Raw genomic sequence first — 16,121 nt, forward strand, 5'->3', positions numbered from 1 at the left:
CCATTTCAGCAAATGCCAAAGGGAGGCTGAGCCTCTCCCGATCAGTGTCGGGAGGGATTTTTTTGCGTAAACTTCAATAAATCTGTGCTTTAAGTAATGAATAAAAACCGATTTATTTCACTTTCTTCCCCGGGGTTTCGCTTCCTCCCTGAAAGAGAGTAAGGCTTTCCACCACACCGTCTTTCCGTTCAAAGGATACCTTTGCCTCCACCACTGTCAGGTAAAACAGGGAATCGCTTTCGGCAAAGAGTTGCAGCCGGGGCTGAGCGGTGGCCTGCAAATACAGCTGCTTCCCCTCCCTGCTAATCGTAATGGAAAAATCCGGGGCCAGCTCGTACACCCCCACGTATTCCTCCAGCGTGGATTCGGCTACATCCACGGCCTGAGTTCCAGATTTGAGGTCTGCCAATTTGGATCCCGGATCGAGCAGGTGAAAGCCAATATCATCAGACCCGGTAGAGGAATTGGTAAGCAGTACCACCCCAAGTCCCATTTCTTTCACAAATCCCACAAAGGTACGGTACCCACCCGTACCCCCGTTGTGCCAGATGACATCCCCTTCCTTCCCTTCCTTGATATGCCAACCCAGACCTACTTTCATCTCACCAGCCTTGCGATGCCGGACTTTGTGAGAAAGTTCCATGGCAGCTGCCAGCTCACTGTCGATGTACCCCAAATTGGCTGCTATAAACCTGGCCATATCGGCAGCGGAGCTTCTAATGGCACCGGCACCGGCCAGGGTGGGAATGTCCCAGTTTTCGACCACCGCTCCCCCACTGTGCCCAAGCGCCAGGTGCTCCTGCATGCGGTCCGTAAGCTGGATACGGGTATCTCCCAGTTCCAGTGGATCGGCAATGACCTGCACCATCAAGTCCTCATAGCTCATGTCTTTGTTTTGGGCAAGGATGTGCCCCAGCAGCCCCTGTGCAAAATTGGAATACTCGTAGGCAGCTCCTACTTCCCGGGTGGGCTCATAGCTCGAAATAAAGGCATATAGCTGCTCCTCCGTGTAGTCGGTAAAGGGATTGTTGGGATTGGAAGGCGCAAAATTATCCGGCATGCGAGGAAAGCCGGAGGTATGGTCGGCCAGGTGCCCAATGGTAATTTCAGCGGCGCCCTTCGTAGCGGCGGTTACCCCCTCCGGTAAAAAGCGATTGACCTCGTCTTCCAATTTGATATCTCCATCCAGCACCTGCTGCGCGAGCATGGTTCCGGTAAACACCTTGGATATGGACCCGATTTCAAAAATGGTATGGTCATCCACCGGGCTGCCGTCCGCAGCGGTCTTCCCGAAATGATGAAAAGTGGTGCCGGAAGAATCGATCAGGGCAATGGCCATTCCCGGGGTGATCCCGTCTGCGATGCGTTTTTCAATCGTTTCCAGTACTGCCGGAGGAAGTGTGTCCAGGCTTTTATTATTTTTCTTTGGTTGACACTGTAAGCTTATCAAGGATACCAAAAGGACAGTTAGCGTGATTCCTAGGCGTTTCATAAAGGTTTGATTTAGACGGGATCTTCGGTTTCATTCTCTAAATTAATTGTTTCGGCCAAAGAATCAAGCTGAGGCGGTCCATTTTAATTGGCAACTGGAGATCTTTCAGCGGGCAAAGAATTTCAGCCAGGATACGCTGTCCCACCACTTTTGGCGCCGGACCCTGGTACAACCAGGGGGAATACTCACCGTGCCGGTAGATCCGGACGACATCCGATTTGCAGCCTATTTATAAATTCAGCCAATAATTCAACTTCATCACAAAGGCCCGTTGTTTGGAAGCGAAGGTGTCGGGAAAATAATTATCCGTATATACCACAAAAAGGTCCGATACCGGGGCATAGCGCCATTGAATCCGGGTGTTGATGTTGATATTGTCGATCTGGTTGTTGTATTGGATAAAGGTGGTCCAGAAAAGGCTTCGGGTAAAAGTAAGGTCTACCCTAGGGCCAATCAAAAACAAATCGGCATCATTTTGCGGTTCAGGCAGCCGGATACGGCTATAACTCAGGTTCATGGTAATATTGGCACGGTAGCCGATACGCCATTCGGCCATCCCGGTAAAATTGGTCATGGTGCCGCTATAATACTGTCCGATCTGCCCGGTACCACGGAGGGCCAGTGATTTTCTGGGGTCTGTACGAAAGTCAATGCCCAGGTAATTGTACCTGTAAGCCGTTCCATCCGCCAAAGGTTCTCCTCCAGTACGGGTGGGGTCAAAGGGGAAAAACAGGTAGGTATATTGGTTGTTGGCACTTAGGGTTACTTCGGCAAAAGAATGAAACTGTACCTGGTAATTGAGGGTATGCAACTCATCTGTCACCCCCAGGGCTGAATTCCACAAGGTTTCGGATAAAAACCCGGGGCCGTGCCTGTTGACCCGCTCAGAATCCGGAAAAAAGGTATAACCTATCTCGGGAGCTACCCGCTGATATCCGGTGCGGGGGGTATAGCCCACGAGGGGATTATAGTTTTCTCCCACATAAGAATAGGCCAGACCTGCATTGAAGTTCACGTCATCGAAAGCCAGGCGGGCATGTCCGGTGCCGGTATCCCCCTGTACCCCCTTTTCAAAGGTCCGGTGATAAAAGAATTTTCCGCTCCAGCGGTTGTCTTTGGAAAAAAGATTGTAATCTATTCCGGCCAGGCGGTTGTAATCTCCTCCTTGCAGGTTGGCCCCTCCCCTCTCCATGTCTACGGTTTCCCGGTTGATCAGCATGACTCCTACATTGGAACGATTGAAGACTTTCTTTTGGAGGGCGGCTACAGAGAAATTTTTTCCACTAATCCCCCTCAAAGGATCGCTGCCCGTTTGCATATTCATGGCTCCGATCCGCCAGTCATCGGTCAGTTTTCCACTCAGCCTGGCCCCATAAAGGATCTGGTTCTGCACGTTTTGTCCGGTGGATTCATCCCGGTCTACGCCAATTCGGCGGGAGAAAAACGGCCTGATGCGGTCTGTCCCAAAATCGGCAAACAGGTCAACATTCTCCAGGAAAAACTGCCGGCGTTCCGGAAAGAAAATCTCAAAGCGATCCAGATTGGTCACCTGCTCATCCACTTCCACCTGGGAAAAGTCCGGATTGACTGTCAGGTCCAGGTTCATCGCCGGGCCCAGGCCGATTTTAGCGTCTCCCCCAAAGGCAGGTTTCAAAGGTTCACTGTAACCTTCCAGCGAGTTGGTTGAGGTAGCCATGGCAGCATATGGGATCAGGGAATAATTCCCCCCTGACTTCGGTAATGGTTCCGGGAAATATAAATTCCTGGAAAAAGCCATGTGGGTCACATTAAAGTTTCGGGGTATGGGCGTCCAGGTAGTTTTTTCGGAATACTTGCTGTCGATCCGGTAAATGTTTACGTTCCAATTGTCCGTGGCATCCTTATAGCGCAAGGTAGAAAAGGGAATGGCTATCTCTGCCACCCAGCGGTCCTCCAATATGACTGCTTCAGAATACCATTTGTTGTCCCAGGCCAGGTTAAAATCTGTAGGCTGTAAGCCTCCATTTCCCATCATGGCTTCCCGCTGCACGCCATAGGGATTTACACCAAAGATATAGCCATTGGTTTTATCATTAAAAGTGTCAATCACAAAGCTGATCCCATCATTCTGGTTGCCCCTAAAATCGCGTCTCAGGGAGGTGCTTACGTAATCCTCCCTTGGTTCCGGACTAAGCATGATGGCCGCAATGTACAGGAACTTATCGTCATAGGCGATTTTAACCTTTGTTTTGGCGATTGCCGGCAAGGTATCTGTGGGAAAAGTCTGGATAAAATCGTCAATCCAACCATCTTCCTGCCAAACTTTTTCGTTTAATTCACCATCAATGCTAAGTGGCCCTTCTACCTTTACAGCGTACATACCCACAAGCTCCTGATCTTGAGGTAGTGCAATAAAATTAGTTGAAAAAAATATTAAATGATATAAAATTAGTTTTTTCATAAGATTTGGTGTTCAAAGGCCAATTTAAGCCCTTAAACACCAAACATATTACTTTATTTACATAAATGGTATGCCATTTTGAAGAAACGTGCTAATCCTGGTTTTTCAGCCATACATTCATGTAGCCTTCGGGAAGTTCCAAAACTACCTTAAGGTTATCGTATTTCATTTTCAAATCCAGTTCTACTGTCTCTTTCGCCAAATCTGCCTCGCCCAATAAACGGTAAAGGTCTGAATTGCCATACCTGAATTGGTTGGTAGGGGTAGCCCATATTTTAACTTTCTCTCCGGTACCGTAGTCCTTCCAGTTCAGGTTCAACAGGTTCCCATTAAGTGTACCTTTGAGGTGGGAGGCATACGCTTCTCCCAATAGGGAAACTCCATCCACTTCCATGGCCTGGTTTTTTGGAATGCCAATATGCATATAGTTCGCAATCGTGGGGAATAAATCTACAATTCCAGGTGTGTTGCTGGCGATTTCATTGAAAGATTGATTGGAAATGATCCAGGTAGCCCTTTCCTCTTCAGTTTGTCCCCCATGATGAAATCCTCCTTCTCCCCTGCCATGATCGGTGGTGATGGTAATCAGCCATTCTTCATCAAACTTTTCTTCGCGTTCCTTTATGGCCGACCAAATCATTCCCACCTGCCTGTCTGCTTCCTGAATGCCCAAATCCATTTCCGGACTGGCACCAAAACTATGCCCCATATTGTCTGTGTATTGCAGGTAAACCCAGGTAAGGTCTGGTGCCTTTTGGGCAATATCTGTAGCCGCATAAGCTGCCACTTCCTGATCTATTTTTTTGATGTATTCGCTTTCTTCGTCATGGGGATAACCCAGGGTATCTACCTCCAAGCCGTCAAAATGATAATCCAACTGCAAATGTCCGGTAGCTTCCAGATTCTCTCCAACCAGTTTGGTCCTGTTGTCCAGCCAGGTGGAATATACGGCTGAAGTTCTATGGGGATAGGACTCCTTGAAATGTCTGAAAATGGTCCAGTAATGATAATTGGGTTGGCGGATGCCGTTTCCTTTTACATTGTGCTTGTTTACCCACACACCAGTGAGCAAACTATTGTACCCGACAGCAGAAATGGTCGGGGTCTCGGAATACCCCCCTGCTTCTCCTCCCACATAGGCTTCATGATAGCCCCCTCTACCGGCAATCTCATCCATATTTGGAGTTGGGTTTTTCTTCAATAACTCCCGCTGAATACCATCCAGGATAATGAAGATGGCTTTTCTTTCCTGAGCGAATAAGTCAAAAGTGCTCCCTAAAAATAAGAGGGTTACCAATATGGTCTTGATATGCATGGATTTCATGTGTTTATAATTGTCTTTTAGTGGTCACATGGAATCTTTGACGATTAAAATAATCATTGCCCTGTGTGTTTAATGATGATTTTAATCGTGTCGATTTCATGTGTTTATATTTGTTTCTTTGTGTTCAAATGTCTTCCTGATCGGCAGTCTGGGAATTTCGCCCGTTCCTCCCCCCGATAGCTATTTGGGAAGCCTAAAGCCTGAGATCCTCGTCACGCTCAATTTGTATTTACTCAATTGTTTAATCAAATGGTAAATGGATTTAAATTGAAGGGGTCAGAAAGGTATGCTGCCACTCCCCGTTTGAAAATATAAAAAAGTTGCCTGAAAAATATTTCAGGCAACTTCTCCATCATCGTTTGTGATTTTATTCCCAGCCAAAAATCTGTTCCAGGTTGGGATTTAAGGTAACTTGTTGTAAGGGTATGGGCCTGTAATAGTATTTGGGCTCCATGAAATTCCTATCGGCCGTTTCTGTCACCAAAGTACCTCCCTGGGCCCCATTTTCAAGGTAAACGGTTACATTGTCATCTACTGTGCCTGCTTTGTAATAAATCAGCATTTTGCCCAGTTCGTTGGTTTCCTTATCGGGATCAGAAGGCACATCTTCATCCTTGCCAATAAGGATAATGTCTTCAACGCCATCCCCGGTCATATCATATTTTCCCAAACCAGGGAAATACATGCCTTCAGGAATATTTTCCAAAAGCTTGCCGGATGCCCAACGCATCAAATCATCATACCTGTAGCCTTCCAGGGCAAATTCCACCCTTCTTTCTCTTCTGATCTCCAGAATTGCGCCGGTCATGGGGCCGGTCACTTGAGGGTATTTTTGACTAAGGAAAAGGTCCGGCTGGGCATTGGCCTCTGTTAGCATCAAATCCGGCATACCTGCCCTTTGCCTCAGTAGGTTGACAGAGGCATCCAGGTCTGCCTGTGTAAGACTTCCCAATTCCGCCATGGCCTCTGCATAGGTAAGCAATACCTCTGCATATCGGTATACAGGAAAATCCAAACTTCCCAAGGCCACATTATCCGTGGTATTGTTGTAACCCTTCTGCTGGAAATAACCGGTGAAATTCCTGTTCATAATTGGAATAAAAGCATCTGGCTCCGGTGACCTTACCCACCCGGGGTAAACCAGGGTCTGGGCCATTCTTGGATCCCGATCCTGAAATTCGGTAACATAGGAAAGGGTTTCATATCCCGGCATATCCGTAAACCTCGATCCATCCTGCATCAGGTAGGTTTGTACCAAATCCCTGGAAGGAGATTGCTCATAGGTGCCGAAAACAGTATAATTGATATCACTGCTCCGGTCCTTGTTCAGGTCATATGGATTGAAGAGAATTATTTCCGGATTACCGGATAAATCCTGGCTATTGAACAAGACTTTGTAATCATTTTCAGGATTTCCGGTTTGGTACAGGGAAAAATTACCTGAATCCATGATTTCTTTGGATACGTCTCTGGCTACTGTTAGAAAATCCCCTGCCGTGTTTTGAAGTCCCAATTCCTCGTGATACTTCCTGAAAGTACCCTCATAAAGCGCTGCCCTGGCATAAAAAGCCTTCACAGCCCAGTTTCCCGGGGTACCGCTGGGAACCTGCTCCCGGACATGGGCAGCAGCAAATTCCAGATCATCCATGATCCCACTCACTACCGTTTCCCTGGAGTCCCTTCCTTTAAAAAGGTCTTCATCCGAAGGAGAGAGCAACCGATCGTACCAGGGTACATCAGAATATCTCTTCACCATATTAAAATAAAAGACTGCCCTGTAATACCGGGCCAATCCCTCATAATGTTGAATGGCTTCCATACTTGCATCGGCATTGGGGCTGTTTTCCAGAAAATAATTGATGTTTCTCAGCCTGCCCCAGTCCCAGCCACCGGTAATGTTCTGGGAATTGGGTGTTCCGGTCATCATGCTCTTGATTTCAATGGCCCCTGTAGTAGCCATATTATCACTGCTTTGATCTGCCTGGTATTCATACATGCCAGGCATGGAAAGCAATCCATCCACATATAATCTCAAATCTTCCTCCGTCTTAAAGAACTCTTCCGGGGAAATAGATGTCTGGGGATACCTGTCCATAAACTCTTCATCGCAGGAAGAGAAAAAGAACAGGTTAAGTGCCAATAGGTAAATACTATATTTTTTCATGTTGTTTCTACTTTACAAGTCAATGTTTACACCGAATGAATACCTTCTCTGAAAAGGATAAGACCAACCATAACCGTTGTTGACTGACTCAGGGTCCACAAAGGACTTGATGGATGAAAACTCATACAGGTTTTCTCCTGTCACAAAAAACCGGATCCTGCTGGCATTGATTTTGGCAGCGATTTCCTGTGGAACCGAGTAACCAACGGTCAGGTTTTTCACCCTTACATAAGCGGCATTTAGTAAATAGCCGGTTTGCGGTATATCCAATCCGGAACCATAATTATTATCCGCCAGCCAGGATTGCAGCACCGGATACCTGGAATCCAGGTTTTGATCCGCTAAACCGGCATCCAGGTAAGATTGACTGTGCTGGGCCCGCAGTGCTTCACCATCGGCCTGTCCCCGGTAGAAATCCAGGTTCCAGGGATAAATATTGGCATAAGGCTGCTGATAGGGACCCCAGAAAAGGTAGTGCTGAGGGTAATAATCCTGACGACCTACTCCTTGCAAGAACATGGACATGTCAAAACCTTTCCAGGACACACTCAGGTTAGCACCCAATTGGTACCGGGGTCGGCTGTTTCCAATGATGGAAAGGTCTTTGGAATCAGCTTCCGTAATGCCCTGCTCTATTTTACCATCATTGTTTAAGTCAACATATCTTGGCCATCCGGGAACAATATCCAGCGCACCCCAGGGAACAATGGCGGTTTGATCCAACTGACTGATTTCATCTTCAGTACTGAAAAACCCATCATTGACCAACCCCCAGATTTCTCCTACTTCCTGTCCGACACGGTAATTGGAAAGCAAGCCCTGCTCGTTCTCAAACCGGGTAATCCATGATCTGGAATCGGAAACGAAAAACTTGGAGTTAAACTGTATCGGATTGTCATAATTGCCAAACTGATTTCTGTAGTTAAGGGTCAGTTCCCATCCTTTGGTTTGCAGGTCTGCCGCATTTTGCTGAGGAGGCGAGGTGCCCAATACGCCCGGTAATTCCACCGGATTGGTCAACATGTCTTTGGTATCCCGGATAAAGTAATCAAAAGTAGCGAAGAATTTATCCTCCCAAAGGCCCAAATCCACTCCGAAATTGGTGGTAATGACCCTTTCCCAGGTATAGAAATTGGGATCCACGGCCAGTTCCGGAGCACTGTTCACCACCACTTGCCGGTCACCACCAATCAGGTAATCGGAAAGCCCTGTGGGTAGTGCCTGTAAATAGCCAAAATTAGACACGTTTTGGTTGCCCAGGCTTCCATAAGAACCTCTTAACTTGAGTGTAGGAGCCGCTCCCATGGCCATGTCCTGAAAGAACCCTTCGTCACTGATAATCCAGGCTCCTGAAATGGAGGGGAAAAAGCCCCATCGGTTAGAACTTGGAAATCGGGAAGAACCATCATAGCGGCCATTGAATTCCAGAATGTACTTGTTGTCATAAGTATAATTGGCCCTACCAAACACACTTTGCGTCGCATAGGAGCTGTATCCGGGACGGATAAAGGAATCCCCTGTGGTCAAGCCCAAATAAGGAAGGGAGGAAGATATCAATACCCTTCTTTCTGATTCCACGGAGGAATAAGTATAGCTTTCCTGGTTATATCCTGCCAATACATTGATGGAATGGTCCCCAAAGGTCTTGGTGTAATTGCCATACAAATCAAAAATGGTGTTTTGAAGGTTGCCATTTCTCTCGGCCACCAGGCCATCTCCCCCTTCGGTGCGCACATCATCCGGACCAAAACCGATCTCAAATTTTGTTTCGTTCCAGCCATAAATCCACTGCTCCCGCTTAAAACTCCCATTTCCCGTTACGGTCAGGTCGCCGTTAAGGAACGTACCGGTGGCACGGAGTATATTATGAAACCCAAACATGTCTTCGCGGTTCCTGCCTCCATCTACCAGACGGGCAGCCAGTCTACCGGCATCGGTGTTGGCCCAGGTTCCATCAGGGTTTTCGGCCACTTCTATTGGCGTGAGGTAATAAATGTCCGTGATGTCATTGGTAGACTCTGCCCGTTTGGTTTGGTAAATATTCAGGTTATTATCCAGTTTCAACCATTTCTTAGGGGTCGCTGTTACCCGCGCTCGAAGGGAATAGCGGTCCCAATTATCGGGCTGAAGCTTATTCATACCGTTTTCACGGGTATAGTCCCCGGACACATAATAGGTCATGGGCAGGTTCTCGTTATTGGAACTCCCGCTGATGGACATACTTTGATTGGTAGAGAAACTGGCATCGTTAAAATAGTACCCGTACCAGTCATTATTCCCCATATAAGCCCATTGGTTGGGGTTATTGGGATCTACACGCACGTCTTCCACGCTGGGATCCGCGGAACGTTCTCTGGCCCACTGATAATGAAAGTCATTGAAATTAATATAATTCCAGGGCGTATTGCTGGTAGCCTGGTCCATGACTCGGGAATAGATGTAAGGATCGGTCACCGGCCCGGGAAGCACGGTAGGCTTTCCCCAGGAGAAATTGCTATTGTAGGATATTTTCTGTTTACTACCGCCTTGCTTGGTAGTGATCAGCACCACTCCGAATGCTGCCCTTGCGCCATAGATCGCTGCAGAAGCCGCATCTCTCAATACAGAAAACGACTCAATATCTGCCGGATTTAACCGAAGCAAATCTTCGTCAGCTACGGCGATGCCGTCGATCACGATCAGAGGACCTCCCCCGTTGATGGAGGTAAAACCCCGAATATTGATATCCGGAACGGTGCCGGGACGGCCTCCGGAATAGGTGATGTTCAAACCGGGGCTGGCTCCCTGTAAGCCTTGCATGACATTGGCAACGGGCCGGTTGATGATGTCCTCTCCGGATACCTGATCGACTGCACCGGTCAGGTTGATTTTCTTTTGGGTACCGTATCCGACTACTACTACTTGTTCTAGTAGCGTTTCTTCTGCCGAAAGGGTTACATCAATGGTCGTACGGTCGCCTACGATGATATTTTGTGTCTCAAAACCGATAAAGGAAAAAACAAGCTCAGATTGAGAAGATGCCACCTCAATATTGTAAGCTCCGTCAATATCTGTGATACTGACATTATTTCCTCCTTTTTGATATACGGAGACTCCTGGTAATGGCAAATCTTCCACCCCATCTTTGACAACACCGCTGACCGTAATCTGGGCCAGGGCTGTCCAGGTCATCATCAAACTCAGCAGCAAGGTTAACAAACCTGCTTTCTTGTTGATGCTTTTGAATTGTTGTAAAACTTTTTCCATGTACTATTTGGGTATTGGTGATAAAATATTTACTGATTCGAACGGCAAGTTAAGGTGCTACTATTACCTCAATATTAAACCCGTGTTACTTTTCGTTTATTGAATATTCATTCAATATTAAATAAATCAAAATTAAAAAAAAACTGTTATAAAGATTACTTTTATGCCTAAATTAGTCTTTTTATTTCAAAAAGGTATAAAATCGAGCATGACAAAGGCCGTACATATTACGCCACCTATAGTTCCGACAGCCCGAGACCTATCGAGGGACGAGGGACATGCGCGATCTTCCCGAAGAAATCCGGGAAGGACTTTCCCGACCTTCCGATACGGGACAAGTCGGTACCCTTAAGAAAAATTATAGATAAATGAAATCTACCATTAGAGAGGAAAGAAAAAAGGAAATCATTTCAGGATTTTATGATTTATCCCGCCTGGAAGGAATGGAAAATGTTTCGATCGCTAAAATTGGAAAACACCTGGGCATGCCCCCGAGTTTGATCATGCATTACTTTCCTAATAAGCGGCTTTTGGTCCTGGGATTGATTGCGCACATTCTCCATCAGTATCAGCTGATCTACAAACCCATCATCAACAAATTTGAAAAGGACCATAAAGTTTATCCTGACTTACTGGTCAACCGGTTATTTTCCAGGGAATGGAATTTGCTTTTTGACGATGGTGTTTTTTTTAGTTGTTATGCCATGACGTTTCGGGATGAAACCATCAAGAAGGAATACAAGAAATTGCACCTGAAGCTCAGGAACACCTTAAAATCCATTCTGGATAATGACCCTGTTTTTTCCAGGGGAGACACGGCCCTATTGGCAGAGAAAATATTCGTAGTGATTGAAGGGGCTTATTATTACCTTTCTTTAATTGAGGATGAGAAGGAATACAACCGAAAGTTAAAAATTTTCAAAGAGCAAGTGTTTCAATTACTGCAAACAGAAAGTCAATTGATCCTGCAAGACAATGATTGAGTCCCGAAATCTTCCCCTTTTATTTTTAGGTTAAGTGAGCTATAGCCATTTCCTGTCCTTGTATTGATCTGACCCGAAACCTTTCATAAAAAAACATGCTCGAAGGCAGATACAAATGTTCTATTTTGCGGTACAAATAAAAGATATGTATTCAAGTCGTGTAAGTATTTCTATCCTTTTGTTATTTTTATCATCAAACCTTTGGGCCCAGGATACGGGAGAAATAAAAGCCTACAGGTTGGCTACCGACGAAATCCCTGTACTGGATGGTAGACTGGATGAAACTTTTTGGACGAAGGTAGCTACAGCCACTTCTTTCCGACAGCAGGAACCGCTGGAGGGGCAACTGGCCTCTGAGCAAACTGCTGTACAGGTCGCATATGATGAGAAAAATCTATACATCGGCGTCAGGCTTTATGACAGTCAGCCAGATAAGATAAAAGCCTATCAGAGAAGAAGGGATGCCGATCTGGACACAGATGATTTTTTTGCATTTATCCTGGACACCTATGATGACCAGCGGTCAGCATTTTACTTTGAAACCAATCCCCTGGGCATGATGGGTGATGGCATTCTACGAACAGGACAGGGGGCCCAAATCAACAGGGACTGGAACGGAGTATGGCGGGTATGGGTAACCAAAGATGAACAGGGATGGGTAGCGGAGTTTAGGATTCCATTCATGACGCTGAATTTTAACCCAAATAATGAAACATGGGGCATCAATTTTCTAAGAACCATTCGTAGAAAAAATGAAATTACCCTTTGGCAGGGTCACAGAAGAAATCAGGGAATAGAAAGGCCGCAGGATGCCGGAAAACTGACAGGTCTATCGCAAATCAACCAGGGTTTGGGGCTGGAAGCCATTCCCTATGCCATAGCATCAAGGTCTCAAACCCGGATCGACCCGGAAAATCCCATGAGTCAGCAGCGCACATTCAATGCCGGTGGAGAATTGAATTATAATATCAACCCAAATTTAAAAGCAGGGATAACTGTTAACACTGATTTTGCAGAAGCAGAGGTAGATGACAGGCAGGTAAACCTTACCCGTTTTCCCATTCTTTTACCGGAAAGAAGAGACTTTTTCCTTCAGGGGGCCAATGTCTTCCAGTTTGCCCCATCCAGTAATCCCAACCCTTATTTCAGCAGGCGGATTGGACTACAAGATGGAAGATCCATCCCTATCCGGTATGGAGGCAGGCTAATCGGACGGGTGAACAACACGGATATCGGCATGATTCATGTGAAAACCGGTGATGCCGGAGCTTTACCGGGAGAGAACTTTACTGTTGCCCGTGTTCTTCAAAACATTTCAAGTGAAAGTACGATAGGCGCTATTTATACCCGGAGGGAAACCGAGGGAGACAGTTTACCTGTAAGGGAGACATTTGGTGCAGACATCAGCTTGAGTACTTCGAAATTTCTAGGCAACAAAAATTTTCAGTTTGAAACCTTTTTTGTAGGTCATACCCCCACTTTCTTCAATGATAGCAGCAGCGTACTTGACCGATCTGTGAGGGGGTTCCGGTTTAATTTCCCCAATCAGCCCTGGGATGCCCATGTATCCTATCGGGAATTTGGGGTTCAGTATAATCCAGCAGTCGGTTTTGTTCCCAGGGTTGGATTCAGAAGGTTGCAACCCACCCTCACCTATAACCCATTGATGAAGAATAGCAAGGTCTTGAGGGAGTTAAGTTGGGAATATGATTTCGAATACCTGATGATGATGAATTGGGAACCGGCTACTGTAAACCATCAAATAAGGGTATTGGGATTACGGTTTGAATCCGGAGATATCCTTAATTTTTCCGCCTTACACAATTATGAATTTCTGGATTTTACTTTTGATATCTTAAGGGACGGGACCTATCTTATCCCCGAAGGCAGGTACCAAAACAGGGGTTATGCCATTGAAGCCATTTCAGCGCCCTTCAGAAAGGTCGGGGGCTCTGCTACCTGGACAAACATTGGCTTTTGGACAGGCAGACAATCCAGTTTGGAGGCCGATATTTTTATGAGGCCCATTGTAGGATTAAACATGACCATGAGCTACATACACAGCAAGGTAGACTTGGAGCAGGGAAGTTTCAAAACCCATTTGCTGAGACTCAACAGCAGTTATGATTTTTCACCTTGGGTTTCCATTAATTTCAATATTCAATATGATAATGTGACCGAGAGGTTAGGTACCAATAGCCGGTTTATCTGGGTCATCAATCCTGGAAACACCTTTTTTATCGTCCACAACCACAATTGGCAAAGGTACATGGACAGGCTCACCCCAATGGAAATACAAACGACCGTTAAATTGGCATACACTTTTAGGTTCTGAAAATTAGGCTTTTCAAGGATTTTTAGATTATTTTGAAACCCTATGCAAAAATTTTCCCGGCAACAATTTTTTGGCTTTAAATACTTTTTATATGGTATTGTCACAATGACCTGCCTCCATATTTTTGCAGGTTGTTCGGAGAAGGAAGCTTCCTACCAACCTTTATCGGAAACCACCTCACAAATTCTCGACAAATCAAGTAACCTGCTCAATAGTGGGCAATTCAGGAATTCCTTAAATTACCTGGATAGTGCCTATCAGCAAATGGAAAATAAAAGCCCTTTAGACTTATGGGAGAAGTATAATTTTCTAAGTAAAATTTACCTGAATTATGACGTGGACCTGGCAATTTCTCAGCAGTACCTGGACAGCATGTTTTGGGTACTGAAGGAAAAAAGCACCATCTATAAAAGGGAATATGCATTAACTAAATTCCTGGAAGGAGATCTGTACAAAGCTAAAAAACAATTTAGCAATGCCTTTGAAAGCTATTATGAGGGCAGGAAATTTGCCCTTCAACACTTAAGCAATTGCCTGATTAGCAACCTCACCTATCAAATGGGTCTTTTTCGATATGATCAAGTTCAATTTGAGGAAAGTATTCCCTATTTCCAACAAGCTATACAGGAAAACAAGGACTGTTGGGGCAATGGCATGCTGGACCAGAATCTTTATTTCCCTCAAATGTACCGCAATACCCTGGCCCTGAGTTTTGAAAAAATGGGAAAATTGGATAGTGCCGTATCCCATTACAGGAAGGGGATTGACTTTCTTGAAAATGCCGAAAAAAAGTACCCAGGAGAAAAAGCCTTTATCAGCCTGGCAAAGGGGGTCTATTTTGGAAATCTTGGGGGAACACTGGGCAAATTGGGAAAAGATCAGGAAGCTGAAAAATTATTAAAAAGAAGCATTGCAATCAATTCCAAACCCGAATTTGACAGGAGAGATGCCCAAACAGCGAAAGTAAAATTAACGGAACTTTTAATCCGTCAGAATAGATTAAATGAAGCCCGCACCTACCTCAATCAATTGGATGGGGAACTTACCGATGCCGAAGTCAAAAACCGCAGCCACATCATTACTCTTATTCAGCTGAACCGGGTAAAAGAAGCCTTTTTCCAAAAATTGGGAACATCTGACAGTGCTTACCTGTATGTAAAGGCCTACCATCATTTACAGGATTCTATTGAAAAAGTCGATGAAGAACTCAGGGTTGTGGATATGGAAGCATCCTATGAAAACGCAGCGCAGCAATACCAGCTTTCTATTGTAAACAGGGATAATCAGATCAAAAACATCTATCTGGGTACGGCCGCAGGATTTACCGTTTTACTGGTTATTTTCCTGGCCCTTGCATGGCAGGGTTTGAAGAGATCAAAAAACATCAACAAGGTAATCAGCCAGCAAAACATAGAATTGCAGGAAACCCTGGGGGCTTTGGAGCAAAGCCAGACCGAAAATACGAAAATCATGTACATGGTAGCACATGACCTGAGAAATCCGATTAGCAGCATGGTCATGATGTCAGATATCCTGTTATCAGATGAACAAATAAAAGGAGAGAACAGGGTGCTTCTGGAACACATCAAAACCTCCTGTATTAATTCCCTGAACCTGGTATCTGAAATGATGCAATCCAATAAAAATTCCGAATCACTTTCCAGGGAACCGGTAGAAATCGACCGTATCCTGAATTACTGCGTGGAATTGCTGCAACACAAAGCTCAGGAAAAGAATCAAAAGATTCTACTGGATACCACACCTGTTACAGCCTATGTCAGCAGGGAAAAACTTTGGCGGGTGATAAGCAATCTGATCGCTAATGCAATCAAATTCAGCCCAAAAGGCAAATCCATTCGGGTAAGCATGAAGAAAAAATTCGATAAGGTGCTGATCCTGATAAAGGATGAAGGAATTGGCATTCCTGAGGAAATAAAAAACAAGGTGTTTGAATGGTACACGGACGGGAAAAGATCCGGAACAGAAGGGGAAAAGCCTTTTGGAATGGGCCTTGCCATTTCCAAACAAATCATCACTGCCCATGGGGGAAATATTTGGTTTGAGAGTGAGGAAAATAAAGGAACAACTTTCTATATCGAAATACCCATAAAAAAACCATAAAAATAATACTTTTGCT

Annotated in this window: 9 protein-coding genes; 4 read left to right on the forward strand and 5 right to left on the reverse strand. The window is 45.4% G+C overall.

Annotation, left to right across the window (positions count from 1 at the left end):
• Positions 1–112: 112 nt before the first annotated feature.
• On the reverse strand, positions 113–1,492 hold the full coding sequence (locus GL182_RS06735) for a serine hydrolase (RefSeq protein WP_163378876.1): 1,380 nt from the start codon (positions 1,490–1,492) through the stop codon (positions 113–115).
• A gap of 46 nt (positions 1,493–1,538) precedes the next feature.
• On the opposite strand from GL182_RS06735, the gene GL182_RS06740 reads away from it, so the two are divergent.
• On the forward strand, positions 1,539–1,727 hold the full coding sequence (locus GL182_RS06740; RefSeq protein WP_163378877.1) for a hypothetical protein: 189 nt from the start codon (positions 1,539–1,541) through the stop codon (positions 1,725–1,727).
• Here the strand turns inward: GL182_RS06740 and GL182_RS06745 are convergent.
• The 4 genes from GL182_RS06745 to GL182_RS06760 form a co-directional block, all read right to left on the reverse strand.
• Positions 1,722–3,932: a DUF5916 domain-containing protein gene (locus GL182_RS06745; RefSeq protein WP_163378878.1), complete on the reverse strand. Its 2,211-nt coding sequence runs from the start codon at positions 3,930–3,932 to the stop codon at positions 1,722–1,724. The two genes, GL182_RS06740 and GL182_RS06745, sit on opposite strands and share 6 nt — an antisense overlap.
• A 91-nt stretch (positions 3,933–4,023) precedes the next feature.
• Complete coding sequence (locus GL182_RS06750) at positions 4,024–5,256, reverse strand: alkaline phosphatase family protein (protein WP_240469713.1); 1,233 nt, start codon at positions 5,254–5,256, stop codon at positions 4,024–4,026.
• Positions 5,257–5,623: 367 nt separating this feature from the next.
• Positions 5,624–7,420 carry a RagB/SusD family nutrient uptake outer membrane protein gene (locus tag GL182_RS06755; protein WP_163378879.1) on the reverse strand — a complete coding sequence of 599 codons (1,797 nt, stop codon included), beginning with the start codon at positions 7,418–7,420 and terminating at the stop codon, positions 5,624–5,626.
• Between the two features lie 12 nt (positions 7,421–7,432).
• The gene (locus tag GL182_RS06760) at positions 7,433–10,666 is read right to left on the reverse strand and encodes a SusC/RagA family TonB-linked outer membrane protein (RefSeq protein ID WP_163378880.1); all 3,234 of its coding nucleotides are present in this window, start codon (positions 10,664–10,666) and stop codon (positions 7,433–7,435) included.
• 368 nt (positions 10,667–11,034) lie between these two features.
• On the opposite strand from GL182_RS06760, the gene GL182_RS06765 reads away from it, so the two are divergent.
• From GL182_RS06765 to GL182_RS06775, 3 genes are all read left to right on the forward strand, one after another.
• Entirely contained in the window at positions 11,035–11,649 is a 615-nt protein-coding gene (locus GL182_RS06765) for a TetR family transcriptional regulator (RefSeq protein ID WP_163378881.1), read from the forward strand.
• A 145-nt stretch (positions 11,650–11,794) separates the two neighbouring features.
• Complete coding sequence (locus tag GL182_RS06770; RefSeq protein ID WP_163378882.1) at positions 11,795–13,984, forward strand: carbohydrate binding family 9 domain-containing protein; 2,190 nt, start codon at positions 11,795–11,797, stop codon at positions 13,982–13,984.
• A 42-nt stretch (positions 13,985–14,026) separates the two neighbouring features.
• Positions 14,027–16,105 carry a tetratricopeptide repeat-containing sensor histidine kinase gene (locus GL182_RS06775; protein WP_163378883.1) on the forward strand — a complete coding sequence of 693 codons (2,079 nt, stop codon included), beginning with the start codon at positions 14,027–14,029 and terminating at the stop codon, positions 16,103–16,105.
• Positions 16,106–16,121: the final 16 nt, after the last annotated feature.

Origin of the sequence: Cyclobacterium sp. SYSU L10401, from assembly GCF_010993705.1 — a bacterium.
Classification (GTDB): domain Bacteria; phylum Bacteroidota; class Bacteroidia; order Cytophagales; family Cyclobacteriaceae; genus Cyclobacterium.

Bases quoted from the DNA above. Each gene is read 5' to 3' on its own strand.
- GL182_RS06750 (WP_240469713.1), bottom strand. From the start codon at position 5,256: ATGAAATCCATGCATATCAAGACCATATTGGTAACCCTCTTATTTTTA.
- GL182_RS06755 (WP_163378879.1), bottom strand. From the start codon at position 7,420: ATGAAAAAATATAGTATTTACCTATTGGCACTTAACCTGTTCTTTTTC.
- GL182_RS06760 (WP_163378880.1), bottom strand. From the start codon at position 10,666: ATGGAAAAAGTTTTACAACAATTCAAAAGCATCAACAAGAAAGCAGGT.
- GL182_RS06765 (WP_163378881.1), top strand. From the start codon at position 11,035: ATGAAATCTACCATTAGAGAGGAAAGAAAAAAGGAAATCATTTCAGGA.
- GL182_RS06745 (WP_163378878.1), bottom strand. From the start codon at position 3,932: ATGAAAAAACTAATTTTATATCATTTAATATTTTTTTCAACTAATTTT.
- GL182_RS06735 (WP_163378876.1), bottom strand. From the start codon at position 1,492: ATGAAACGCCTAGGAATCACGCTAACTGTCCTTTTGGTATCCTTGATA.
- GL182_RS06775 (WP_163378883.1), top strand. From the start codon at position 14,027: ATGCAAAAATTTTCCCGGCAACAATTTTTTGGCTTTAAATACTTTTTA.
- GL182_RS06770 (WP_163378882.1), top strand. From the start codon at position 11,795: ATGTATTCAAGTCGTGTAAGTATTTCTATCCTTTTGTTATTTTTATCA.